Source organism: Rothia sp. HMSC078H08, from assembly GCF_001808955.1.
In the GTDB taxonomy this organism is placed as follows: domain Bacteria; phylum Actinomycetota; class Actinomycetes; order Actinomycetales; family Micrococcaceae; genus Rothia.
On sequence record NZ_KV795243.1, the window covers coordinates 75138 to 99034 of the forward strand.

19 protein-coding genes, 3 tRNA genes and 2 riboswitches are annotated in these 23897 nt (G+C 60.4%); of the genes, 13 read left to right on the top strand and 9 right to left on the bottom strand.

What is annotated here, in order from left to right; all coding sequences use genetic code 11:
- Window positions 1-773, top strand: a 773-nt coding sequence (locus tag HMPREF2528_RS01420) for a zinc-dependent metalloprotease family protein (protein ID WP_070541764.1), incomplete at its 5' end; no start/stop codon positions are given.
- A 95-nt stretch (window positions 774-868) separates the two neighbouring features.
- Here HMPREF2528_RS01420 and HMPREF2528_RS01425 read toward each other — a convergent pair.
- Window positions 869-1720 carry a transcriptional initiation protein Tat gene (locus HMPREF2528_RS01425; RefSeq protein ID WP_070541767.1) on the bottom strand — a complete coding sequence of 284 codons (852 nt, stop codon included), beginning with the start codon at window positions 1718-1720 and terminating at the stop codon, window positions 869-871.
- Window positions 1721-1953: 233 nt separating this feature from the next.
- On the opposite strand from HMPREF2528_RS01425, the gene HMPREF2528_RS01430 reads away from it, so the two are divergent.
- Window positions 1954-3042, top strand: a complete 1089-nt coding sequence (locus HMPREF2528_RS01430) for a zinc metalloprotease (protein WP_070541769.1) — start codon at window positions 1954-1956, stop codon at window positions 3040-3042.
- A gap of 175 nt (window positions 3043-3217) precedes the next feature.
- Here the strand turns inward: HMPREF2528_RS01430 and HMPREF2528_RS01435 are convergent, their stop codons facing one another.
- The 4 genes from HMPREF2528_RS01435 to HMPREF2528_RS01450 all read right to left on the bottom strand — a co-directional run bounded on the left by HMPREF2528_RS01435 (window position 3218) and on the right by HMPREF2528_RS01450 (window position 8592).
- Window positions 3218-5341 carry an AMP-binding protein gene (locus HMPREF2528_RS01435; RefSeq protein WP_070541773.1) on the bottom strand — a complete coding sequence of 708 codons (2124 nt, stop codon included), beginning with the start codon at window positions 5339-5341 and terminating at the stop codon, window positions 3218-3220.
- A 443-nt stretch (window positions 5342-5784) separates the two neighbouring features.
- Complete coding sequence (locus tag HMPREF2528_RS01440) at window positions 5785-6627, bottom strand: ABC transporter permease (protein ID WP_049338266.1); 843 nt, start codon at window positions 6625-6627, stop codon at window positions 5785-5787.
- Window positions 6627-7691, bottom strand: coding sequence for an aliphatic sulfonate ABC transporter substrate-binding protein (locus tag HMPREF2528_RS01445; RefSeq protein WP_049338265.1), 1065 nt, complete (start codon window positions 7689-7691; stop codon window positions 6627-6629). The genes HMPREF2528_RS01440 and HMPREF2528_RS01445 overlap by 1 nt, the downstream gene beginning before the upstream one ends.
- 64 nt (window positions 7692-7755) lie before the next feature.
- Window positions 7756-8592 carry an ABC transporter ATP-binding protein gene (locus HMPREF2528_RS01450; protein ID WP_049327389.1) on the bottom strand — a complete coding sequence of 279 codons (837 nt, stop codon included), beginning with the start codon at window positions 8590-8592 and terminating at the stop codon, window positions 7756-7758.
- 4 nt (window positions 8593-8596) lie between these two features.
- A riboswitch (SAM riboswitch) is annotated at window positions 8597-8693 on the bottom strand.
- A 175-nt stretch (window positions 8694-8868) separates the two neighbouring features.
- Window positions 8869-8977, top strand: a riboswitch (SAM riboswitch).
- 104 nt (window positions 8978-9081) lie between these two features.
- Here HMPREF2528_RS01450 and HMPREF2528_RS01455 point away from each other — a divergent pair.
- Together HMPREF2528_RS01455 and HMPREF2528_RS01460 are read left to right on the top strand one after the other, a co-directional pair.
- Window positions 9082-10509: an LLM class flavin-dependent oxidoreductase gene (locus HMPREF2528_RS01455; protein WP_049333932.1), complete on the top strand. Its 1428-nt coding sequence runs from the start codon at window positions 9082-9084 to the stop codon at window positions 10507-10509.
- Window positions 10510-10692: 183 nt separating this feature from the next.
- Window positions 10693-11121: a YchJ family protein gene (locus tag HMPREF2528_RS01460; protein ID WP_070541776.1), complete on the top strand. Its 429-nt coding sequence runs from the start codon at window positions 10693-10695 to the stop codon at window positions 11119-11121.
- A gap of 216 nt (window positions 11122-11337) precedes the next feature.
- Here HMPREF2528_RS01460 and HMPREF2528_RS08995 read toward each other — a convergent pair whose 3' ends face one another.
- The 3 genes from HMPREF2528_RS08995 to HMPREF2528_RS01475 form a co-directional block, all read right to left on the bottom strand.
- On the bottom strand, window positions 11338-12021 hold the full coding sequence (locus HMPREF2528_RS08995; RefSeq protein ID WP_083297860.1) for a hypothetical protein: 684 nt from the start codon (window positions 12019-12021) through the stop codon (window positions 11338-11340).
- Between the two features lie 142 nt (window positions 12022-12163).
- Window positions 12164-13612 (bottom strand): NCS2 family permease, encoded by a 1449-nt coding sequence (locus HMPREF2528_RS01470; RefSeq protein WP_070541782.1) that lies wholly within the window; start codon window positions 13610-13612, stop codon window positions 12164-12166.
- Between the two features lie 321 nt (window positions 13613-13933).
- Window positions 13934-15400 (bottom strand): NCS2 family permease, encoded by a 1467-nt coding sequence (locus tag HMPREF2528_RS01475; RefSeq protein ID WP_070541785.1) that lies wholly within the window; start codon window positions 15398-15400, stop codon window positions 13934-13936.
- Window positions 15401-15762: 362 nt separating this feature from the next.
- On the opposite strand from HMPREF2528_RS01475, the gene HMPREF2528_RS01480 reads away from it, so the two are divergent.
- Together HMPREF2528_RS01480 and HMPREF2528_RS01485 are read left to right on the top strand one after the other, a co-directional pair.
- Window positions 15763-16128 carry a DUF2218 domain-containing protein gene (locus HMPREF2528_RS01480; RefSeq protein ID WP_070541788.1) on the top strand — a complete coding sequence of 122 codons (366 nt, stop codon included), beginning with the start codon at window positions 15763-15765 and terminating at the stop codon, window positions 16126-16128.
- A 296-nt stretch (window positions 16129-16424) separates the two neighbouring features.
- The gene (locus HMPREF2528_RS01485; protein WP_070541791.1) at window positions 16425-17828 is read left to right on the top strand and encodes an FAD-dependent oxidoreductase; all 1404 of its coding nucleotides are present in this window, start codon (window positions 16425-16427) and stop codon (window positions 17826-17828) included.
- 356 nt (window positions 17829-18184) lie between these two features.
- Here HMPREF2528_RS01485 and HMPREF2528_RS01490 read toward each other — a convergent pair whose 3' ends face one another.
- Complete coding sequence (locus tag HMPREF2528_RS01490) at window positions 18185-18766, bottom strand: hypothetical protein (RefSeq protein WP_005507238.1); 582 nt, start codon at window positions 18764-18766, stop codon at window positions 18185-18187.
- 1007 nt (window positions 18767-19773) lie between these two features.
- On the opposite strand from HMPREF2528_RS01490, the gene HMPREF2528_RS01495 reads away from it, so the two are divergent.
- The 7 genes from HMPREF2528_RS01495 (at window position 19774) to HMPREF2528_RS01525 (ending at window position 23811) form a co-directional block, all read left to right on the top strand.
- Window positions 19774-19846: transfer RNA gene (locus HMPREF2528_RS01495), tRNA-Glu, on the top strand.
- Window positions 19847-19914: 68 nt separating this feature from the next.
- A tRNA-Asp gene (locus HMPREF2528_RS01500) sits at window positions 19915-19988 on the top strand.
- A 73-nt stretch (window positions 19989-20061) separates the two neighbouring features.
- Window positions 20062-20134 (top strand) — tRNA-Phe (locus HMPREF2528_RS01505).
- Window positions 20135-20411: 277 nt separating this feature from the next.
- Window positions 20412-21362, top strand: coding sequence for an ABC transporter ATP-binding protein (locus HMPREF2528_RS01510; protein WP_070541794.1), 951 nt, complete (start codon window positions 20412-20414; stop codon window positions 21360-21362).
- Window positions 21359-22138 (top strand): ABC transporter permease, encoded by a 780-nt coding sequence (locus HMPREF2528_RS01515; protein WP_070541796.1) that lies wholly within the window; start codon window positions 21359-21361, stop codon window positions 22136-22138. Before HMPREF2528_RS01510 ends, HMPREF2528_RS01515 begins: the two co-directional genes overlap by 4 nt.
- 3 nt (window positions 22139-22141) lie before the next feature.
- Window positions 22142-22840 (top strand): ABC transporter permease, encoded by a 699-nt coding sequence (locus tag HMPREF2528_RS01520; RefSeq protein WP_070541800.1) that lies wholly within the window; start codon window positions 22142-22144, stop codon window positions 22838-22840.
- Between the two features lie 5 nt (window positions 22841-22845).
- The gene (locus tag HMPREF2528_RS01525) at window positions 22846-23811 is read left to right on the top strand and encodes an ABC transporter substrate-binding protein (protein WP_070541908.1); all 966 of its coding nucleotides are present in this window, start codon (window positions 22846-22848) and stop codon (window positions 23809-23811) included.
- The last annotated feature ends 86 nt before the right edge of the window (window positions 23812-23897 follow it).

A 23897-nucleotide genomic window follows, 5' to 3' on the forward strand; every position in this document is an offset into this window, starting at 1 on the left:
ACGCCGGTAGCGCCCGCAGCGCCAAGTACAACCTCGGCGGGGGCAACGAAGTGGCGCACGAACAGCTCGACAACACCATGACCAAGTGGGCTGAAATCCGCTCGAAGAACATGGACCCCAACCGTGAAAGCGTCTTCCACTACATGATTTGGGGTGACGCCTACGACGAGTACGGCTCCTCGGGCCTGGGCTACGTGAGCGGCCGCGGCTTCATCGTGACCGTTGGCCCGCGCTTCTGGGGTAAGTCCGCAACCTCCGACGTGCGCGTGGGCACCTTCATCCACGAGCTGGGCCACAACCTGGGCCTGGGCCACGGCGGTACTGATGACGTGAACGACAAGCCGAACTACCAGAGCGTCATGAACTACAGCTACCAGATTTACGGCGTGCGCCGCGCCAGCGGTGAGCTGAAGTTCAGCTACTCGACCCGCGCTTACAAGACCCTGGACGAGAACAAGCTGGATGAGCGCGCCGGCTTTGGCCGTAACGCCTACGGCTGGCTGTACTTCCGCAAGCCGGCCTGGGAGGGTATCGACTTCAACGGCAACGGCAAGATTGACGACGAGCCGGTCTCGGTGGACCTGAACGGTGACGGCCAGCTGACCGAGCTGACCGCCCCGAATGACCTGGCAACCCTGAAGTTGCAGGCTGAGGGTAAGGAGGCGCAGGGCGGCGTGTACCGTTCCGAGAAGCACCTCTCGGCCGCGATTGATCGCAATGAGATGACCGCCGACATGGCCCGCTCCGAGGGCATGGTCCCGGCGAAGGACTAGTTCCTAGCGGCGGCCGATAGGCTGAGCCCTAAAGCAAAGGGGCCCGGCATCCATATTGGATGCCGGGCCCCTTTCTGCTTACTGTGGCGGCCGCGCTATCGGGTAATGGTTGCGGAGGCGCTTGCACCCGCCAGATCCCGGTAGGTGTACTCGCCGTCATCGGTCAGCTGCATCGCAACGGTGCCGCTGGTGAGCTGAACGGTCGTGGTCAGGGTGTAGCTGGAGGTCACCTCGGTGAAGTACACCGGAACCTGCGAGGCCAGCACCTGTGCGTAGCGCACGGGGCCGTTGGCGGTCGCGGTCAGGAAGTCCGAGGTGCGGATATCCAGCACGCCGGTCCAGGTGTTGCCCTCGATGACCGGCTCGTAGAACTTCGCCGCGTAGGCCACGCCGTTGAAGGCGCTCACTGCCGGGTTATTGGTCTTGGCGCCGCCCTCGCTCTTGTCCAGCGCGGCCACCTCGGCGTCGTTGTCGGTGTCCCACAGCAGCGGCGCGGTGACGTCTTCGGCGGTGGGGAAAGTGAACTCGAAGGTCACCTGCAGGTGCGCCGAGCCGTACAGGTAGGTGCTGCCCTGGAACTCGCCCTTGGAATTGATGGGGGCGGAAATCCACAGGCCGGCACCGCCGTACAGGCCCGCACCGACGCTACCGCCGGGGGTGAAGGTGCCGCCGCCTGCGCTCTTCGGGCTCGTGGAGGTTGCGGTCACGTTGGGCACCTGCACGGTGTAGGAGTCCAGACCGTAGCGGGTGTCGAAATCGTTGGAGGGGTTGGAGTTGAAGGCCTGGGTGAAGACACCGAACCTCATGGTCGGAGTCTCCTGCGCATCGGTGGACGCCGCGTAGGCGGGTACCGCCGCTGCGGTTGCGATGACGGGGGTGCTCCATGCGGCACCCTTGATGAGTGCGCGGCGGTTCAGACCGTTAGTGGTGTTCGAGGAAGAAGTCATGGGATCTCTCTTGTTGTGAAAAATGTGGTGATGCATGTGATTTGAATTACTGATACTCTAATGTAATTCAGCTCATCTTCAAAATTATCTCAACTTTTACTTCAATGTATGAACATTGCGGCACCCAGCTCACCTAATACGTGAAACGGGAGCATCATGGAAACCGTGGAGAACGCCCTCCCGGAAAACTCCACAGAAACACCACCGGTCACCACACACTGAAGGAACACAACATGGCATTTATGAAGAGCGCACGCGTCACGCTTGCCTCCCTCGCAGTGCTCTGCCTGGGCACTATCGCAGCCCCCGCAGCAAACGCCTACAGCCCCGATATTGACGGCGACGGCATCCCCAACACCTGGGAAATGAAGGGCTACGACGCTGACGGCGACGGCAAAATCGACGTCGACTTCCCCGCAATGGGCGCAGACCCCAACCACAAGGACATCTTCGTTGAGATGGACTACATGGCAGGTCTGCTGCCCAGCGAAGACGAACTGGACCGCATCACCAAGATTTATGCCGACCTGCCCCTGCGCAACCCCGACGGCACTACCGGCGTGAACATCCACCTGGACGCCGGTAGCGCCCGCAGCGCCAAGTACAACCTGGGCGGCGGCAACGAAATCAGCTACCAGGCACTCGACAGCGAATTCAAGGCACTCCACCGCATCAAGGCAACCGAAGGTAAGTTCAACCCCGCCCGCGAAGGCACCTTCCACTACGTCATCTGGGGCGACTACTACGACAACAGCACCTCCTCCGGCATTGCTAACTTCGGCGGCCGCAACCTCATGGTCACCGTCGGCCCGCACTTCTGGGGCGAGGCAACCAGCGACATCCGCGTGGCAGTGTTCGTGCACGAGCTCGGCCACAACCTCGCACTGAGCCACGGCGGCTGGGACGAAATCAACTACAAGCCCAACTACTACAGCGTCATGAACTACCAGTACACCCTCACCGGCGTGCCCATGGCTGACGGTAGCCGCTACTTCGGCTACTCCACCGCCGAATACCGCATGCTCAACGAGGCGAAGCTGTACGAGGCGCGCGGCTTCGGTCCCCGCGCGGCTGGCTTCCTGTACAAGGGCAAGCCCGCCGACCAGCCGATTGACTTCAACGGCAACGGCAAGATCGACACCGAGCCGGTGTCCGTGGACCTGAACGGTGACGGCATGATCACGAACCTGGGCGCGGCAAGCGATGTGAAGATGATCCGCTTCCAGGCGACCGAGCACCCCGAGAAGGACAAGGGCCCCGAGCACATTGAGCCGAGCGGCATTACCGCCGAACACGCTCGTTCGCTGGGCCTGATCAAGTAGGCTGACTGGACGGTGCAACGCCAACAAAAAGCCCTGTCAGCTTAGTAAAATGGCATAGCAAAAGGTGCGGATACCGAATCAGCATTCGGTATCCGCACCTTTACTCTATGTAGATTTTAGCTCAGCGCAGCTTTCAGCGCAGCTTTCAGCGCAGCGCTCAGCTCAGCAGCAGAGCCTAGACAGCCTCGCTCACGCGGCCGGTATCCACCAGCACCTGCGCAATGTGGCCCAGTGCCTCCTCATTCTGCAGCGAAGAAACATCGCCCAACGAGCGGCCCTGGTACAGCTCACCGAGCAGACGGCGAGTAATCTTACCCGAACGGGTCTTCGGGATATCGGCAACCGCCACAACGTCCTTCGGCTTAGCAATCGGGCCAATGTGCTCACGCACGTGCGCGGTCAGCGCCGCCTTCAGCTCATCCTCAGTCAGGTCCTTACCCTCATCGGTGAGCGTCACGTAGGCGACCGCCTGGTGACCGGTCAGCTCATCCTCCACGGGGCAGACACCAGCCTCAACCACAGCCGGGTGAGTCACCAGAGCCGACTCAATCTCAATCGTGGACAGGCGGTGACCCGAAATGTTAATCACGTCATCAATACGGCCGAGGATGTACACGTTACCCTCTTCGTCTTCCTTCGCGCCGTCGCCAGCGAGGAACCAGCCGCGCTCGCCGTAGTGACGCCAGTAGGAATCCAGGTAACGCTGCGGGTTCTGCCACACGGTACGAGCCATCGACGGGCCAATCTTATCGACCACGATGAAGCCCTGCTTGCCGGGTTCGACCGGGTCGCCGTGCTCATCCACCACGCGGGTGGACACGCCGGGAACGGCGCGGGTAGCGCAACCGGGCAGGGGAGTGCAGTGCGGGGTGCCCTCCGGGTAGGTGCCCTCGGGTGCGAATGCGGGGTCGTGCGGGCGCGGGGAGCACACGGTCGAACCGGTCTCCGACTGCCACCAGGTGTCGATGAACGCCGCAGTACCGCCGCCCACGTGCTGACGCAGCCAGCGCCACGCCTCCGGGTTGATGGATTCGCCCACCGAACCGAGCAGGCGCACAGTCGAGAAGTCGTACTTGCCGGGCTCCGGGCCGTTCGGGAACGCACCCATGAGGGAACGAATCAGGGTCGGTGCGGTGTAGTAGTTGGTCACGCCGTAGCGCTCAATAACCTCAAAGTGACGGCCGTAGTGCGGGGTGTTCGGGGTACCCTCGTAAATCACCTCGGACACGCCGTTAACCAGCGGACCATAAATTTCGTAGGTGTGCGCGGTCACCCAGGCGAGGTCGGCGGTGCACCAGTGAACGGTGGACTCTACCTTCTCGGGGTCGTTGACGGCGGACAGCTCGTCGGGGCGTAGCACGCCGTTCTCGTCCACGTAATCCGGCAGCAGATCGTACAGCAGCGCGTGAGTGTACGCGGTCTGCACCAGGTATCCAGCCATGGTGTGCACCAGGCCCTTGGGCTTACCGGTGGTGCCGGAGGTGTAAATGATGAACAGCGGGTCTTCTGCGTCGTGCAGTTCGTAGGCGTGGGTGTCCGGCTGATCGTCGACCAGGTCGTGGTACCAGACGTCGCGACCCTCGGTCCAGGGAACCTCAGCGTGCGCTACGGGGTCGGAGGCGCTGGTGCGGTCCACCACGATAACGTGCTCAATGTTGTTCTCACCGGAGCAAGCTTCGTCGGCGTTCACCTTCACGGGAACGACCTTGCCGCGGCGGTTCTGGCCGTCGGTGGTGATGAGAACCTTCGCGCCGGTGTCTTCCACACGGAACTTCAGCGCCTCAGCGGAGAAACCACCGAAGACGAGGGAGTGGATCGCGCCAATACGCGCGCAGGCGAGGGTGAAAATAATGGTTTCGGGGATGACGGGCAGGTAGATGACTACGCGGTCACCCTTACGCACGCCCAGGGACAGCAGGCCGTTCGCTGCCTTCGCGATGCGGCGCTGCAGCTCGGCGTAGGTGATGGCTTCGCGGTCGCCGGGTTCACCTTCAAAGTAGAGGGCGACCTTGTCGCCGCGGCCCGCCTCCACGTGGCGGTCCACGCAGTTGTAGGCGACGTTCAGCTTACCGCCCTCGAACCACTTAATTTCGGGGATCGTGAACTGTTCGATGCCTTCCTCATCGAAGCCGAGGGACTTCGGCTTCTCGAAGCGGTGCGCGGTGTGCCAGGGCTCAGCCCAGGTGAGGCGCTGCGCCTGCTTCTCCCAGAACGCGACGCGTGCCTCGTCAGATTCGAGGGCGGGGTTCGGGGTGGGGTTCAGCGGGTCGGTGAACGAGTAGGGGGTGGGCAGTCCCATTTTTCTCCCATCGGTTGCTGGCATTAGCACCCTTGCTCGCCGCGCCGCTGTCTGTGTGACCGTGGGGTCTGTGTGTGCGTTGGCGAGGGGGTTGCTGCGACGTCGTTGAGCCAGGTCTCTCGGTCGCTCTGGATGGTTTGCCTTCTTAGTAAAGCGCGCTCCGGGCTCGGACGCAAAGGGGACCGTCATATTCGGAATGGTGAGTACCAGTTCGTAATATAACGACATATTTAAAGACCCCGCCCCGCGCTCACTGCTGTGGGGCGCGGGGCGGGATTCATCATCATCATTCAGTAGGCGACAGGTTTCCCCGCCGACTTCTTTCTCCGGCGCGTAGCGATGATTAGCTCACCTTCGGGGAGCAGCCACGCGGCGGACATCTCTCCTAAAACTCAGCGCGTGCTGAGTGTTGCGTTTAGCTGTGGTGCTAATTGCTGGTGGCGTTAGTTGCTGGGGTACTTCGCCTTCACCCAGCGCTCGAACACGCCCACCAGCGCGTCGGTAATCTTACCGAGCACCGCCAGCGCCACAATAGCCAGCAGCAGGCGGTCGGTACGGCCGTTGTTCTGCGAGTCGGTCAGCAGGTAACCCAGACCCATGGATGCACCCAGCAGCTCAGCGGCGACCAGGAACAGCCACGCCTGAGCCAGCGCCAGACGCAGACCCGAAACCACCGACGGCAGAACCGCGGGAAGCTGAACCGTGGTGAACAGACGCAGACCCTTCAGGCCGAAGGCGCGTGCCGCCTCCACGAGCTTCGGGTCAACGTGCGCCAGAGCCGCAGAAACCGTGGTGTACACCGGGAAGAACGCACCAATAGCAACCAGGGTCACCTTGGAATTCTCACCAATACCAATCCACAGCAGAAGCAGCGGAACCCACGCCAGGGAGGGCACGGCACGCAGCGCACCAATGGTCGGTGCGGCAATCAGACGCACCGGTGCAGACAAGCCAATCAGCGCACCCAGCACCAGGCCGAGTACGGCACCAATACCGAAACCAATCAGCACACGCTGAGTAGAAATCGCCACGTGGCGGCCCAACTCGCCGCGCTGCGCCAGCTCAATACCGGCATTGACCACACGGTCGGGGGAGGGCAACTGAACCTGGGTGAACACGCCGTTGGTGCTCAGGATGTACCAGAGGGCAATCAACGCCAGGGGAAGAATCAGACCCAGGTACTGCTTACCGGCGAACGGGTTCGACGGCAGCTTCACGGAAGAGACACGCTTCTCAGAACGCTCAGCGCGAGTGCTGGAGGCGGCGGTAATCGTTGCGGCGGTCATTACTTCTCAACCACCTTTGCGATCTTCTCAACGGCTGCGCTGTCAGCCTTCTTTGCGAACTGGTCGTCCACAATGCTGTTCAGTGCCTTGTCCACGTCGGACTGGGAGGGAACGTCGCCGGACTCCACCAGAATCGGGCCGACACCCTTGAGAACCTCAACCTGCTTAGCGCCCGGAACCGGGTCGATATCCAGGTGGGTGCGCTCCATGACGACCTGGGCGGTCTCGTGCTTAATGCCGGACTCCTCCTCGACAATCTTCACAGCCTCTTCGGGGTTCTTCTTAGCCCAGGCGCGAGCGTACTCGTACACGTCCACGATGGTCTGTGCGGCGGTCGGGTTGGACTGAATGAACTTCTCGGTCGCGTTCAGGAATCCGTAGGTGTTGAAGTTCAGGTTGCGGTAGAAGAGCACGTCGCCGCTTTCCACCTCGGCAGCAGCCATGATCGGGTCCAGGCCACTCCACGCGTTGACCTGACCGTTATCCAGGGCGGTGCGGCCGTCGGCGTGCTGCAGGTTCTGAATGGTCAGGTCCGAAGCGGAAATACCCTCCTGCTTGAGTGCCTGCAGCAGCAGGAAGTACGGGTCGGTACCCTTGGTCACGGCAACGGTCTTACCCTTCAGGTCCGCAACCTTAGTGATGCCCGAATCCTTGCGGGTCACCAGTGCCGACCATTCCGGCTGCGAGTAGAGGCTAATGACCTTGATGGGGGAGCCATTAGCGCGTGCCAGCAGCGCCGCCGAACCGGCGGTCGAGCCGACATCAATATTGCCGCTACGCAGCGCCTCATTCGCCTTGTTCGAGCCGGCCGACTTGACCCACTCAACCTTCTTACCCTCGGCGGCGAGGGCGGTCTCAAGCCAACCCTTCTTGCGGATAATCAGGGACAGCGGGTTGTAGGTCGCGTAGTCAATGGTCACGGTGTTCTGGCCGCCACCACCGGCAGCACCGGAGGCGTTAGCGGAACCGGAACCTTCACCGGCGCAGGCGCTGAGCAGAGTAGCAAAAGCGGCGGCTGCGGCAAGGGACTTGAGGGCGGTACGGCGAGACGGGGAGTAAGTCATGATGAAATCTTTTCGCTTCTGAAGATGATGATGTGATGTGTGAGAAATGCGTTTCGTGGCGGCTTTAGGCGTTATCTTCCACGCCGAGCTCAGCCAACAGTTCGCTACGCAGCGCCGTGATCTCTGCATCGGCGCGGTCACGCGGGTGAGAACGGTCAACGGTCACAATGCGCTGGATGGTGGCGGGCGCCTCCGGGGTGTCCTTACCGAGGACAATCACCCGGTCAGAGAGGTACAGCGCCTCTTCCACATCGTGGGTGACCAGCAGAATCGTGGTCGGGTCTTGACGGTGCACGTCCAACAGCAAATCCTGCATGTTGATGCGGGTCAGCGCGTCCAGAGCACCGAAGGGCTCGTCGAGCAGCAACACGCCGGGGTTGCGTGCGAGCGCTCGCGCCAGGGACACGCGCTGAGCCATACCGCCTGAAATTTCCTTGGGACGGTGGGTTGCGTATTCACCCAGGCCGACTAGGTCGAGCAGGCGCGCTACGGATGCTGCACCTTCAGATTTTTTGGTGCCCTGCGGCAGTCCGAGCGCCACGTTGTCGGCGACGGTGCGCCAGGGGAGCAGGCGCGGTTCCTGGAAACCGATAGCTACGCGGGGGTCGAGGCCGGTCACTGCCTTCTCGCCGATACGCACGGTACCTGCGGTGATGCGGTTCAGGCCTGCTGCTGCACGCAGGAGGGTGGATTTGCCGCATCCGGAGGATCCGATGACGGAGATAATCTCGCCGGGGGCTGCGGTGAAGGAGACTCCGCGAAGAACTTCGTGGGTTCCGCCGGGCACGGGGAAAGACTGTCCGACGTCTTCAAAGCTCAAGGGGACGGCGGCGGTGGATACGGCACGGCGGCCGTTCTTTTCACTGGTGGGTACGTCAGTTACTGCACTGTTGAGTGTCATGTCACTTCCATCGTTCCTGGCGTTAGCACCGGGGGCGGAAGAATCCGTGTCGGTTGCTGCGACGTCGTGGAGCCAGGTCTCTCGGTCGCTCTGGATGGTTTGCTCTACTCACCCTATGGGCTGTGCCACGCCTCAATCAACCCGACGGGCGCGTATGAATTTCTATGACCGTATATTTCGCATTTATCACGAAATATTTCGGTTCCGCGTCACAAAAAGATTTTTTCGTCACAAACGTGACCTCCCTCCCGCGCGCCCCGTACACTCAAACCACGAGATCATGAGTCCCGGCGCTAAGCTCTGGCTAGCCGGGCGGCAACCCTCTCCCGTAGCGGGGTGCCCCAGATGATGATCTGGCCTCAACGGAAAGAGGCAAGTACGGCGCGAACGCGCCACCTGCACGAAGGCCACCACCGAACGCAGAAGGCAAGAAGGAGGCGGCGCGCGGGGTGCAGGGCACTAACCCGATCATTCGCGAAAGGAAAATCGATGGCTGAGCAGAAGAAGCGCATCGTAGTTAACGCATTCGAGATGACCTGCATTGGTCACCAGAGCTTCGACCTCTGGCGCCACCCGCGTTCCCGCGCAACCGAGTACAACACCATCAAGTACTGGACTGACCTGGCTAAGACCCTTGAGCGCGGCCTGTTTGACGCCGTGTTCATCGCTGACGTTGTTGGCATCTACGACGTGTACAAGAACTCTGCCGCTCCCGCCATCGAGGGTGCCGCTCAGGTTCCCGTGAATGACCCCGCAACCCAGATTTCTGCAATGGCTGCAGTGACCGAGCACCTCGGCTTCGGCGTGACTGCTGCCGCTACTTTCGAGCAGCCCTACACCCTGGCTCGCCGCTACGCCTCCCTCGACCACCTCACTGAGGGCCGCGTCGGCTTCAACGTGGTGACTTCTTACCTGCCTTCGGCTGCTGAGAACCAGGGCCTGCCCACCCAGATCCCGCACGACGAGCGTTACGAGATCGCCGACGAGTTCCTGGACGTCTGCTACAAGCTGTGGGAAGGCTCCTGGGAAGACGGCGCAGTCATCAAGGACCGCGAGCGCGGCATCTACGCTGACCCCTCCAAGGTTCACCCGATTGGCCACAAGGGCAAGTACTTCTCCGTGCCCGGCATCTCCCTGACCGAGCCGAGCCCGCAGCGCACCCCCGTGATCTTCCAGGCTGGTGCATCCAGCCGCGGCCAGAAGTTCTCCGGTAAGCACGCTGAGGCTGTGTTCATCAGCGCCCTGCGCCCGGACCTGACCCGCGTTGTGACCGACCGTATTCGCGCCGCTGTCGAGGAGCAGGGCCGTAGCCGCGACGACGTGAAGATCCTGGCAATGCTCTCGGTCATCGTGGATGAGACCGAAGAGAAGGCAAAGGCAAAGTACGAGGATTACAAGAAGTACGTGAACCTCGACTCTGCACAGGCTATTGTCGGCGGCTGGTCCGGTGTTGACCTGTCCCAGTTCGACGAGGACGAGGTTCTGAACTACGTGCAGACCGAGTCGATTCAGTCCTTCCTGACCCCCTTCACCCTGCAGGCGAAAGACAAGAAGTGGACCCGCAAGGACATCGCTGAGCACACCACCCTCGGCGGCATGGGCGAGGTCATTGTTGGTGACCCGGTTCAGGTTGCTGACGAGCTGGAGCGTTGGATCGACGAGGGTGGCCTGGACGGCATCAACCTGGCGTACCACGTCTCCCCGGGTTCCTTCGAGGACTTCATCGAGTACGTTGTTCCCGAGCTGCAGAAGCGCGGCCGCTACCGCACCGAGTACGAGGGCAACACCCTGCGTGAGAACATCTTCGGCAAGGGCCACACCAAGGTCGCTGACTCCCACCCGGCCGCTAAGTACCGCGGCGCATACGTGGGCAAGCCTTCGGCTGCTGACACCCCGGCTCGCGCAATCGCTGAATAAGAGTTGCCGCTGAAGCGTACCGTGTAGGTTCGCTCAAACTTAACGATTGAAAACAAGAACGCCCGTTCTGCTGAGGACAGTGTCCCCGGCGGAGCGGGCGTTTCTCTGCGCTGTGCCTTCTTGCCGCTGTGCTTTCTTGACGCGGGGCTTCCTTGGTGCGTCGCGTTCCCTATACTGGTTGGCATGACTGAACTGAATCATGACGACCGCTGCCCCTGCTCGAGTGGCGAGGTGTACGGCGCCTGCTGCGGCAGGTTCCTGGGCGAGTTTGCCGCCTCCGGTGCGCTGACCGCTCCCGCGCCGGAGCAGCTGATGCGCTCGCGTTTTACCGCCTTTGCGACAGGGGATGCGGCGTACCTGCTGGCGAGCTGGCATCCGAGTACCCGCCCGGCCGCCTTGGAGCTGGAGGATGGTATCCGCTGGTACCGCCTGGATATTCTGGGTGCTTCGGGTGGCCCCTTTGACGCCTCCGGTACGGTGGAGTTCGTTGCGTATTACCGGTCGGTGCCGGGCACCCCTGCGGAGGAGCGGGTGAAGGGCAGCATGCATGAGCTGTCGCGCTTTGAGAAGGTGGGCGGCGCCTGGTTCTACGTGGACGGCGACGTCCGCTAGATCCCGTAACTTTCCCTGCCTCTCGTACGTGTAGAGGGCAGGCATAAAAGAAATGGCAGAATCATTCCGAAACCGGAATGATTCTGCCATTTCTTGTTTTAGTTAGCTTCTGTCTTTTAGAAGATTTTCAAAGTCAATCTGAAATATCAGCCAGACCAAGCCAAGAGGCACGCTCTGCCCCAATAGCAGGAATCAAAATAGGGGATGCGGTCATGACTAAGACGCTTTCTTGAAAACAGAATTTTGAAGAATGCGCTCTGCCTCAGCAGAACTTCGCGGATCCCCCAAATCTAGAAGATCTACCGCCACATGCAGGGGCAGAATATGGGGCGGCTCATCGCATTCACGCAAGATAACATTCGCTGAACCTGCGGACGCCGGAACCAGATTGTACAGAAAAATAATGTTCTCTAAATCCTGATGCGAGATATATGCATCAACCATTGAGCCGTACACCTGCGAAATATCGCTACTAATGCCGGTAAGCGACAATGCAGGGTCTTCCAAAATTGCAGGAATTTCAGCGGGAGGAGCCTGCAGATGATGCACTTTCAGACCGCGGCGAGCTCGGTACCGCTCAACAGATGCAGGCCCTTGTATCTGAATCGCTGAGGCACGTTCTTTTGCCCTGCGGCGTTCCTCAGCAGATAGAACAGACAACTGCCCATCGCAGTAACGCGCCAAAGCGTTGAATGCATCGAAGGAAATAGGGCGACCAGCATTACTGTGGTGTGCTGCGGGAATGGCATCGACAATCCAGCGGCTTCCCAACTTACGCCCTTGGAGCATTCCGCGTTCTAGGCGGGCGCGTACGCTTCGCTCTGAAACCTTAGCTTCTTGAGCATACTCTTGAACGGACATCATGGCAGAATCATACCGAAAACGGAATGATTCTGCCATGATTTTTTCTCGCGCCCAGGTGCGATAAGGAACGTGTAAGAGTGAGCCAGATACACAAAAGGCAGGCCCTTCGGAAGCTTGAAAACTTACGTTCTCAGCTACCTCAGGAACCTGCCCTCAGTAGATATGTAGACCGTTGGACTTAGCTAGTCCAGCCGTTAATGATGCCCATACCGAAGTAAATCACGAACACCGCGGAGACCAGGTACATCAGCCAGTGCACATCCTTGCCGCGGCCCTGCACCAGGCGAATGAAGGTGTAGGACACGAAACCGGCGCCAATACCGTTCGCAATCGAGTACGACAGCGGCATGAAAATAATGGTCAGGAACGCCGGGATGCCCAGACCCCAGTCAGTCCAGTCAATATTCACGGCCTGGCGAATCATCAGGAAGCCGACCACAACCAGTGCGGGGGCAACCGCCTCGAAGGGAACGATGGTGACCAGGGGCGAAATGAAAATCGCCAGCAGGAACAGCACACCGGTCACAATGTTCGCAAAGCCGGTGCGTGCACCCGCACCAATACCGGTAGCGGACTCCACGAAAATCTGGTTCGCCGAACCGGACGCGCCACCACCAACAACGGAACCGAAAGCGTCCACGAGCAGGACCTTGTCGATGTCCTCAACCTTGCCGTCCTTCATGGTGCCAGCCTCGGCGGCAAGACCCACCGAAACGCCCATCGCGTCGAAGAACACGGACAGCAGAATGGTGAACACCAGCAGCGACGCAGCCAGCGGACCGATGTGGGTGAATGCACCGAACAGGTCAGCGGAACCGATGAGGGAGAAGTTCGGGGTGGTGAACTTCATGTCCGCAAGGGAAGGCACGTTCAGGGACCAGCCGGTTGCCGACTCCTTCACGGAACCGGAGGGGACAACCGCCTCCAGAATTAGGGACAGTGCGGTGGAGGCGAGCACGCCCCACAGGATTGCGCCCTTCACGTTACGGATGAACAGGGCGATGGTGAAGAACAGGCCGAAGAGGAAGACGAGGGTGGGCCAGCCGAGCAGGTGACCGCCCGCGCCGAGGCTCACCGGAACGGTGGTGCCAGCTGCGTCAGGCATGCGGCGGATAATGCCGGAGTCGACCAGACCGATAAAGGAAATGAAGAAGCCGATACCGACCACAATCGCGGTCTTGAGCGACTCGGGGACCGCTTCAAACACCGCGGTGCGGAAGCCGGTCAGCACCAGAACGGTCATGATCAGACCGGCAAGAACGACCAGACCCATGATGTCTGCCCAGGTCAGGTTCGGGGTGGTGGCAATGGTGGAGGCGAGCAGCGCGTTCACGCCCAGGCCAGCCGCCATGGCGAAGGGCTGCTTGGCGATAACACCCATGAGGATGGTCATCACGCCGGCAACCAGCGCGGTCACAGCCGCGACGGGTGCGATACCGAGGGTGCGTTCGGATGCGTCCTTGCCGAGGCCGATGACGAGGGGGTTCAGCACCACGATGTAGCTCATGGCGAAGAACGCGGCGAGGCCGCCGCGGAATTCTGCGGCGATGGAGGAGCCGCGTTCGGAAATCTTGAAGTAGCGGTCGAGTGCGCTGGTGGGCGCTACCGCCTTCTGGGGTTCAGACATGTGAGGATCCGTTGATGTTGTTCGGTGTGTACTGTTGCGCCGCCGGTTTCGCAGGTAAAGCTCGCGGGCTAGGCTCATAACCGGGCGCCACAATGGTTCAACCATTGTAGGCGCCGCCTCCTAACTTGTGCCATTGAAACGCGTTGTGTGCGGCGGTTCAGTCGGTGATGTGGTGTTTCCCCGGCCCCTGCAACCAGAATTGGGTAGTTGGGGTAGAGGGAAGAATAGCGCAGGGCGGGGTACCGGCACTCCAAAGGTGCCGATACCCCGCCCAGCTGGTGCCTGCGCCTCCACGTGTGGAGGGTTCGGCACCCGATGTATTTAGTGCATCCAGCCGGTAATCAGGCCGTTAGCGAAGAAGATGAGGAACACTGCGGAAACCACGTACATGAGCCAGTGCACGTCCTTGCCGCGACCCTGCACCAGGCGGATGAAGACGTAGGACAGGAAGCCTGCGCCGATACCGTCCGCGATGGAGTAGGACAGGGGCATGAAGATGATGGTCATGAACGCGGGGATACCCAGACCCCAGTCGTTCCAGTCGATGTTCACTGCCTGGCGGATCATCAGGAAGCCAACGAACACCATTGCGGGTGCAACAGCTTCGAAGGGCACGATGGTGACCAGCGGGGACAGGAAGATTGCGACGAGGAACAGTGCGCCGGTGACGACGTTCGCGAAGCCGGTGCGTGCGCCCGCGCCGATACCGGTTGCGGACTCCACGAAAATCTGGCTGGAGGAGGAGGAAGTGCCACCGCCGACTACGGAGCCGAGGGCGTCCACGAGCAGGACCTTGTCGACGTTCTCGATCTGACCATCCTTGATGGTGCCTGCTTCGGTCGCCAGACCGACGGAGGTGCCCATTGCGTCGAAGAACGCGGAGATGAGGATGGTGAAGATCAGCAGAACTGCAGCCATGCCCCCGAGGGTGCCGAAGGCACCGAACAGGTCAGCGGCACCGAACAGGGAGAAGTTGGGCAGCTTGCTGGTGTTGGAGTCCCAGACGGGGACGTTCAGGGACCAGCCGGTCGGGGACTGAAGCGAGCTGCCGGAGGGCACGACCTTCTCCAGGATGATGGAGAGGGCGGTGGAGGCGAGCACGCCGTAGAGGATTGCACCCTTCACGTTGCGGATGAACAGCGCAATGGTGAGGAACAGGCCGAAGAGGAAGACGAGGGTGGGCCAGCCGAGCAGGTGGCCGCTCACGCCGAAGGAGACGGGCACGGTGGTGCCTGCTGCGTCGGGCATACGGCGGATGATACCTGCGTTGACGAGGCCGATGAAGGCAATGAAGAAGCCGATACCGACGACGATTGCGACCTTGAGCGATTCGGGGACCGCGTTGAACACTGCGGTGCGGAAGCCGGTCAGCACGAGGATGGTCATCAGCACACCAGCCCATACGACCAGGCCCATGATGGCTGGCCAAGTCAGGCCGGGGGTGGAGGCGATGGTGGTTGCCAGTAGCGCGTTCACGCCGAGGCCTGCCGCCATGGCGAAGGGCTGCTTGGCGACGACGCCCATGAGGATGGTCATGACGCCTGCGACCAGTGCGGTCATTGCTGCGACCTGCGGTACGCCGAGGGCGTTGCCGGATGCGTCCTTGCCGAGGCCGATGATGAGGGGGTTCAGCACGACGATGTAGCTCATCGCGAAGAAGGTGGCGAGGCCGCCGCGGAATTCTGCGGCGATGGTGGAGCCTCGCTCAGTGATTTTGAAGTAACGGTCCAGTGCGCCCTTGGCTTCTGCCTTGGGGGTCTGGGGAGCCGCGGTGTTCTCAGAAGACATTCGTGAAAATCCGTAGATACTCATAGTCGGGGCGTGACTCGGGGTTCCGAGCCCGCATAAAAAAGTGCCACTTCCCGGTGTGTTGGGGAGGTGACACTGTTGTACCGAAATATTCTACGGTTAAAGTTTCTCTAAGCGTTAATCCAGGAAATTCCCAGCTTTCGTTCAGAGATTTTTTGTGGGAGGCGTAATAGCGGTAACTATCTCTCGCCTCTGCGCGAACAATAATAGTTTATTAGGTTAGTGAACCCTAAGTTCCTGCTATATTCGAGGTGAAACATGCGTCGCCGGATGCCAGGTTCCGTGTGGTGAGCCTTTTTCGGCATAGATGAGAATTCGGCATAGATAAGAAGGAACCCACCGTGACTGAAACTTCCCAAGAAAACACCGCTGAGAACTATCCCGCCGCAGAATCCCTGCCGGTACGCCAGCGCGCCGTCGTAGCAACCGACCGCCCCGCCCGATACATTAAGCAGCTCGGCTCGCACATGGGTCGCAAGCTCGGCACCGCAGAACTGCCCGACGGTCTGCGCCTCACCTTCAACCGCGACGGTATTTTCCGCGGCTACGGTGACCTGCGCGAAATCGACGGTGCCCTCATCATGGAGGTGCGCGCCGAAAGCGACGAGTTGGCTGCTGGTCTGGCGGATGTGCTGGACCGCCACCTGGTCCGCTTCGGTGAGCGTGACGAACTGGTCGTCACCTTCGAGGCGGTACCCGCCTCCTAGTCCCTGCTTTCTAGTCTTCGTTACCCTGCCCCGCCCTCCTGCACCTCGGAGGGTGGGGCAGTTTTTACGCCCGCCGCGTGCGCAGGGTTCCGGAACCGACCGTGCCGCACCTCCCCGGATTAGGTGACCCCGCCCGGATTAGGTGACAGAAAATTGTCCTATTTAGTGGGCGACGACATATAAGCCCCCGAACACCCGTCAATCCCCGGTAAAATAGGCAGGAAGTGAACACTAAGCTCACCGCCTGTTCGCGCCGCACCGGGCGCCGGACGGTGAACTTCGAAAGGAAGATTTTCGTGTCTGAAGCAGCACGCCCCCTGCGCGTCGCCGTTATTGGTGCAGGTCCCGCCGGTATTTACACCGCCGACATCCTCACCAAGTCTGAAGAGGTCCGCACCGGCGCCGTCGAGGTCGCCATCGACATCTTCGACCGCTACCCCGCCCCCTTCGGCCTGATCCGCTACGGTGTGGCACCGGATCACCCCCGTATCAAGGGCATCATCACCGCGCTGCACAAGGTCTTGGACCGCGGCGACATCCGTTTCTTCGGCAACGTCGAATACGGCAAGGACCTGACCCTCGCCGACCTGCGCGAACACTACGACGCCATCATCTTCGCAACCGGCGCGATTTTTGATGCACCCCTGAACATTAAGGGCATCGACCTGGACGGCTCCTACGGCGCAGCAGACTTCGTCTCCTGGTACGACGGCCACCCCGACTACCCCCGCACCTGGCCGCTCGAAGCTGAGCAGGTTGCAGTGCTCGGTAACGGCAACGTCGCCCTGGACGTCTCCCGCATCCTCTCCAAGCATGCTGACGACCTGCTCGTCACCGAAATCCCCGACAACGTCTACCAGGGCCTGAAGGCTTCTCCCGTGACCGACGTGCACGTCTTCGGTCGCCGCGGCCCCGCACAGATGAAGTTCACCCCGCTCGAGCTGCGCGAACTCGCACACTCCCGCGACGTGGACATCGTCCTGTATGAAGAGGACTTCCAGTTCGACGCTGCTTCCGAAGAAGCAATGGAGAAGAACGCACAGACCAAGGTCATGATGAAGACCCTGCGCGGCTGGCTGGAAGACCAGAAGACTAAGGAGCAGACCGCATCCCGCCGCCTGCACCTGCACTTCCTGCAGTCCCCGCACGAGATCCTCGGCGAAGACGGCAAGGTCGTGGGCCTGCGCATGGAGCGCAACAAGCTCGACGGCAACGGCGGCATCATCGGCACCGGCGAGTACGTGGACTACCCCGTACAGGCTGTCTACCGCGCGATCGGCTACTTTGGTTCCGAACTGCCCGAAATCGGTTACGACGACAAGCGCGGCGTCATCACCAACGTTGAGGGTCGCGTCGTGGACGAGAACGGCGAGGTCGTTCCCGGCCTGTACGCATCCGGTTGGATTAAGCGCGGCCCCGTCGGCCTGATCGGCTCCACCAAGTCTGACGCGCTCGAGACCATCACCCACCTGCTCGAGGACCGCGAGAACCTCTACACCGCACCCGAGCCGGAGGCAGAGGCATTCAGCGCCTACCTGGACTCCAAGGGCATCAAGTACACCACCTGGGAAGGCTGGCACCGCCTGGACGACCACGAGAAGGCACTGGGCGCAGCATCCAAGGATGCTGCCGGTGAGCCTCGCGCCCGCGTGAAGGTTGTGGACCGCGACGAGATGATTAACATCTCCCGCGGCGAGTAATCTTCTAGCACGTAGAACATAGAAATCGACCCCGTACCGTGAGCCGGTGCGGGGTCGATTTTTGTCTATACATAAGGAGGCGGGGGCGGCAGGAAACAGGGGAGCCACGGGGAGGAAGCTCGAGAAGCGCTCGCCCGAAAGAGAGGTTAAAGAAAACCCACCCCGCACCATGAGGTTATGCGGGGTGGGCTGGGTAGGTGCCGAAGACACTCGAGGACATACCCTCCGGCTACCCGGACGCGCAACGAGCCCATGCAGTGACTCCACGTGCGGCGCATCCCTTAACGGGGTCTAGAAAGCTAAAGAAACACCAAGATTAGCTCTCTAAACAAGCGCATAGCCGTACGGTGTGTAGACTATGCACACTTTTTGAGGACGTCTTCAATGCCCAAAATGGCCTTGAGTACGGTTTCAGTTTCAGTACCCAGCTTCTTGCGGGCTTCACCAGAAATGACGGCCTTCACGATGTTCTTGAAGGTCTTCCACTGCTTGAAGGCGTTAACGAGTGCCTTAATAAGCTTGTAAATGGCGATGCCCAGCTGAATGACAAACTTTGCAATACTGACAACGCAGGCAATAACACCAACGGGGGAGAGCGCTGCGTGGGCGCGTCCATCAGACTTACGAACAGCGGCCTTAGCGCTTGCAATCTGACGGCCTGCGTCAGTGCCCTGGACGGTGGTCAGGTTGCCCAGTGCGCTCTCAATGCCGCTATTAACGCGGTTGGAGGATCCAGGCTTCGCATACTTCAAACGGGCAGGTACCTGCTCTAGGCGGCGCAGAATCAGCTTGAGCTGCTGGTCGGCAGTCATTGCCTTCTGCGGGTGCGCCATCTGCTGTGCCTGCGCTGCGGGTGCAGCTGCACAGCCGAGAGCGATGGTTGCGGTGCCTACGCCGAGTGCACGGAATGCCGTGCGGCGATTCATCGTTGCGGACACTGGATCCCCCTTTGGATCTCTATGCGGTTTATCGGTGCTGTAATGTGCGGTGACTTTACGTCTGGGGCTCCGGAAGTGGCCCCGTGCAAGGTCCGGAAGTGACCTCACGCCCTCTATAGTACGGTGCTCAAAGAGGGGGCTTCAAGCTATTTCAGGGGGTATTTTCAGCTGGCTTTCATCTCTCCTTGTCAATCGCTAGAGGTTTATCAAATCTTTATATTTCTGCGTCGTCATAATTGCGTAGATATCTGCACTGAGAGAAAAATAAGCGTCTGACAAGCCGGTTTATTGTATTCCCAAGAGTGAATATTTGCATCTACGTGCATTCTGGCCTGTAGTTGCTTTGCGCGGCAGAATTTTGTGGGTCGCTTGAAGGTTGAGACGAGTCTTGCTGAAGGGATGCGCCGCCAGATTCACCGAAGATGCACCACGGAGTCCATCGCAGGATTCACCACAGAATTTGCCGCAGGATTCACTGCAGAATTCGCCGTGCACTCTCTTGCGTTTTTGCACTCCGGGTAGCGCCTCCGTGTGCACCTTATATAGGCGCTGCAGAAAGTACTGAAAATTTTTTGGAGATTTTTTGGACTGCCGTGAGGCGAGTGGGGGAGCGGAAAACGGATTTTCGGAACTCTTGTGAAGGGTCGTTCAAAGATCTTTGACTCTCTTTGGAGCAAAATTTTGAAAGATTCTGAAGGAAATTTGTAGAAATCAGAGCAAAAAATAGGGCTTCCTCGAGGCCTCTGTAGGCGCCCAAAAGTCGCTAAAACCCCTCCAAAAGCCCCTGATATGGGGTGTTGTGAAGAAATTTTAAAATTTTTTGAAGTTTTTCTGAATCCTCATTGACAAGCTTAAATACATATGTGCCAGGCTATAAATCGTCGAAAATGGGGGTCAAAATCGGGCAAAATCGAACAAAACGGTTTGCGCGCCTCCGCAAACCTGTCATAGACTAGTGGAGGTTCGAACGACGGGATGAAGAAAACGGAACCTGTTCGATCGACTAGGCCCCCATCGTCTAGCGGCCTAGGACGCCGCCCTTTCACGGCGGTAGCACGGGTTCAAATCCCGTTGGGGGTACTTGCAAATCTCACGATTTGCAAAGCCAAGTTAGATGATATAGAATTTACTTCTGTTGATTCCAACAAGGCCCCGTAGCGCAGTTGGTTAGCGCGCCGCCCTGTCACGGCGGAGGTCGCGGGTTCAAGTCCCGTCGGGGTCGCTCTGGCCGCGTAAGTTCAGATGATTATTCATCCGAAGACGCGGTCATTGCGTATCTAAAAGTAAATACGCAAGGCTCTGTAGCTCAGTTGGTAGAGCGTACGACTGAAAATCGTAAGGTCACCGGATCGACGCCGGTCGGAGCCACGAAATCCGCCTCCAGGCTTCTACAGTGGGGCGGGTTTTGTTTTTAAAAAACTTTGCGGTTGCAGATACTGCAAAACCGTCGAAAAGGCGGCATTTTGGGAATAAAACCCTGAGATGCCGCCTTTTGTATAAGAAAACAACGCCACGCTCACTCTAGAAAGCTTCCCGCAGAAAACTGACCCAAATATTTCTGCGGGCACGGCGCATGCACCGGGTTATAAAACCGGGCTGTAACACCAGGCTGTAACACCAGGCTGTAGAAAGGATTGCCGCACCCATGACCGCTCAGAATCCCAGCGCTCAGCCTCCGGAAATCTCACCCCAAATTCCGGGCTCACCCCAGATTCCCTGGGCAAAAAATGCTGCTGTCGATAGTGCTCAGGCGGGCGGAATCCGCTTCGAGAACATCACCAAAAGCTACCCGAGCCGAACCGGTGAACCCACCACGGTACTGCAGAACCTGAACCTGCATATTCCCGCCGGTCAGATTACCGTGTTCGTCGGCCCCTCCGGCTGCGGTAAAACCACTAGTCTACGCATGATTAACCGCATGGTGGAGCCCAATAGCGGAACCATCACCATTGACGGCGTGAACGTGCACGAGAAGAACCCCTACGAGTTGCGCCGCGGCATTGGCTACGTAATGCAGCAGGGCGGGCTCATGCCGCACCGCACCGTCGCGCAGAATATTGCCACCGTACCGCGCCTGCTCGGCGCCTCCCGCAAGGAGGCGCAGGCGCGCGCCCTCGAACTGCTCGAAGTAGTCGGTCTGGATCCTTCGTACGCCAAGCGCTACCCCTCCCAGCTTTCGGGCGGTCAGGTGCAGCGCGTTGGTGTGGCGCGTGCTCTCGCCGCCGATGCGCCCGTCCTGCTGATGGACGAGCCGTTCTCCGCGGTGGATCCGGTGGTGCGTACCGACCTGCAGAAAGAGCTGCTGCGCCTACAGGGTCGACTCGCCAAGACGATCGTGTTCGTCACCCACGACATTGATGAGGCGCTTCTGCTCGGCGATACAATCGCCGTCTTCGCGGAGGGCGGCCGCCTCGCACAGTTCGGTACTCCCGAAGAGATTCTCTACAGCCCCGCCGATGATTTTGTGCGTTCCTTCGTGAGCCGCTCCGTTGCCGGTCTGCTGGATGAGCAGACGGTGCGCCAGGCGCGCGCACGCCGACTTGCCGCCTCCCGAGAAGCACAGAATGGTGCGGTAGAAGGCGAGAAAAGCGAATGAGTCTTCTAGAAAATATTGTGCTCGCGGCACCACCTCTTGCCGCGCAGTCCCTAGTGGCATCACCCTTCGCAGTAAGTGATATGCACTGGGAATGGGTTGCCACCAATAGCCAGCGCATCCTCGAGCTGACCCTCAGCCACCTCTACCAGGGCGTCGTGCCCGTCGCGATTGGTGCTCTCGTCGCGCTGCCGGTCGCCTACTACGCGAGCCGCCGCCGTGACCGCGGTTCCGAACGCCGCATCGGTGCGCGAACCCTCATGCACCTCTCCTCACTGCTGTACACCATCCCCTCGATCGCGCTGTTCGTGCTCATGCCGCTCATTCTGGGAACCTCCATTATTTCCCCGCTGAACGTGCTCGTTGCCCTGAGCGTCTACTCCTTCTCGCTCATGGTGCGCTCCGGTGTGGATGCCTTCGACTCCGTACCCGATAGCGTGCACGAATCTGCACGCGCCCTCGGATACACGCCCCGACAGGCGCTGATGGAGCTCTACCTGCCCCTCACTACGCCCGTCATTATGGCGGGAATCCGCGTGGCAACCGTGGCAAATATTGCGATGGTGTCCGTGGGTGCCCTCATCGGTGTGCCCTCGCTTGGTACGCTCTTCACCGACGGACTCGCGCGCAATATCCCTTCGGAGATCCTGGCTGGCGTAATCCTCAGCCTGCTGCTGGCACTGGTCCTTGACCTGCTCCTTATCCTTCTGACGAGGGCACTTACGCCCTGGCAAGCGGCTATGGTTGCGAACCGCCGCAGTCCCGAAAGGAAGGCATAACCCGTGAACGTCATAGAACGAACCTTCGCCTACCTCATGGACGGCGCCAACTGGCAGGGAAGCGGCGGAATCCTCGTGCGCCTGCTCGAACACCTGAGCGTCACCGCCCTCGCCACCGCCTGCGCGGCACTCATCGTCGTGCCTCTCGGTCTCTGGGCTGGGCACCACCGCCCGGGTTACGGCACCAACCGCGGCCGTAGCAACCTGCTCATGAGCGCCGTAGCCGCCACCCGCGCGCTACCCGCGCTCGGTCTGCTTACCATCCTGGCACTCTGGCTGGGTGTCTCGACCCTGCCCTCCCTCATCGTGCTCATTATTATTGCGGCAGCGCCCCTGCTCGCCGGAGTCCTCGAAGGCCTCGCTGCAGTACCCGAAGACCTCGTGGACGCAGCCCGCGCCCAGGGACTCACCGAATGGCAGATCCTGACCCGCCTCGAAATCCCGCTCGCCGCCAACATGATGCTCGGCGGGCTCCGCTCCGCACTCGTGCAAGTCATCGCAACCGCGACCATCGTCGCCTACCTCAGCGGCGGAACCCTCGGCAGGTACCTCTTCGACGGGCTCGCCGTGCGCGATTACCCGCGCATGCTCGTCGCAACCCTGCTCGTAGCGCTTCTCGCCTTCGCCGTGGACGCGCTCATGGGCCTTGCGCAGCGTGTTCTCACCCCCGCGGGGCTCACCATCAACCGGAAGAAGGCATGAACCCGATGAATCAGGCACCTAAAACCTTCTCGCGCCGTACCGTATCTCGTCGCACTGCTCTCACCGCCGCCGGTGCACTCGGCATGGCGGGTATTCTTAGCGCCTGCGGGCTCAGCGGCGACAAAGTCTTCAGCGGCGAACACGAAGGAATCATCGTCGGCTCAGCGGCCTTCGCCGAATCCCAAATCCTTGCCGAAATCTACGCCGGAGCCCTCGCCCGGGCGGGATTCAACGCCCGCACCCAGCTGAGCATCGGCGCCCGCGAGGCGTACCTGGGGGCACTCGCCTCCGGTGCGGTGGACGTTATCCCGGACTACTCCGGCAACCTGCTGCTCTACCTGAATCCGAAGGCTACAGCTAGCACTGCGCAGGAGATTCTGCGGGCGCTACCCGCCGCCCTTGGCACGCTTAAGGCGGGCGACTCAGGAGCGGAAATTCGCGCCCTGAACGCCTCCGCGGCGGAGGATAAGGACTCGCTCGTCGTTACCGCGCAGACCGCCCAGAAATACGGTCTGCGAAGCCTTGAAGACCTCGCCTCCCACTGCACGAATCTGAAGCTCGGCGCCGCCCCGGAGTTTGCCGAGCGCGCCTACGGCATCCCCGGCCTTAAAGAGAAGTACGGATGCGTTCCCGCCGAGTTTGTGCCCCTCTCGGATGGTGGCGGCGCGCTGACCGTCAAGGCACTGTTGGATGACACCGTGCAGGTGGTTGACCTCTACTCGACCACCCCCGCAATTGAGCAGAACAAGCTGGTGGTGCTGGAAGATCCGAAGAACATGATTCTGGCTCAGCAGGTGCTGCCCATTATCAATACGTCGCGAGTTCCCGACTCCGCGGCGGAGGTTCTGAACCGTGTCTCGGCGAAGCTCACCACCGCCGATTTGCGCACTCTCAACGACCGCGTTTCGGGTACCTCCAAGCAGGAGCCCGCGCAGGCGGCGGCTGCCTGGCTGAACGAGCACGGCTTCTAAAAATCTGCCTGATATTCCACATAAATTCCTCTATAGGAATGTCTATAAACAAAACCGACCTGGGAATATTCTAGAAATAGAATATT

What these genes read in the sequence shown, in the direction of transcription:
- HMPREF2528_RS01425 (WP_070541767.1), bottom strand. Translation starts at nt 1,720, where the DNA reads ATGACTTCTTCCTCGAACACCACTAACGGTCTGAACCGCCGCGCACTC.
- HMPREF2528_RS01430 (WP_070541769.1), top strand. Translation starts at nt 1,954, where the DNA reads ATGGCATTTATGAAGAGCGCACGCGTCACGCTTGCCTCCCTCGCAGTG.
- HMPREF2528_RS01435 (WP_070541773.1), bottom strand. Translation starts at nt 5,341, where the DNA reads ATGGGACTGCCCACCCCCTACTCGTTCACCGACCCGCTGAACCCCACC.
- HMPREF2528_RS01440 (WP_049338266.1), bottom strand. Translation starts at nt 6,627, where the DNA reads ATGACCGCCGCAACGATTACCGCCGCCTCCAGCACTCGCGCTGAGCGT.
- HMPREF2528_RS01445 (WP_049338265.1), bottom strand. Translation starts at nt 7,691, where the DNA reads ATGACTTACTCCCCGTCTCGCCGTACCGCCCTCAAGTCCCTTGCCGCA.
- HMPREF2528_RS01450 (WP_049327389.1), bottom strand. Translation starts at nt 8,592, where the DNA reads ATGACACTCAACAGTGCAGTAACTGACGTACCCACCAGTGAAAAGAAC.
- HMPREF2528_RS01455 (WP_049333932.1), top strand. Translation starts at nt 9,082, where the DNA reads ATGGCTGAGCAGAAGAAGCGCATCGTAGTTAACGCATTCGAGATGACC.
- HMPREF2528_RS01460 (WP_070541776.1), top strand. Translation starts at nt 10,693, where the DNA reads ATGACTGAACTGAATCATGACGACCGCTGCCCCTGCTCGAGTGGCGAG.
- HMPREF2528_RS08995 (WP_083297860.1), bottom strand. Translation starts at nt 12,021, where the DNA reads ATGGCAGAATCATTCCGTTTTCGGTATGATTCTGCCATGATGTCCGTT.
- HMPREF2528_RS01470 (WP_070541782.1), bottom strand. Translation starts at nt 13,612, where the DNA reads ATGTCTGAACCCCAGAAGGCGGTAGCGCCCACCAGCGCACTCGACCGC.
- HMPREF2528_RS01475 (WP_070541785.1), bottom strand. Translation starts at nt 15,400, where the DNA reads ATGTCTTCTGAGAACACCGCGGCTCCCCAGACCCCCAAGGCAGAAGCC.
- HMPREF2528_RS01510 (WP_070541794.1), top strand. Translation starts at nt 20,412, where the DNA reads ATGACCGCTCAGAATCCCAGCGCTCAGCCTCCGGAAATCTCACCCCAA.
- HMPREF2528_RS01515 (WP_070541796.1), top strand. Translation starts at nt 21,359, where the DNA reads ATGAGTCTTCTAGAAAATATTGTGCTCGCGGCACCACCTCTTGCCGCG.
- HMPREF2528_RS01525 (WP_070541908.1), top strand. Translation starts at nt 22,846, where the DNA reads ATGAATCAGGCACCTAAAACCTTCTCGCGCCGTACCGTATCTCGTCGC.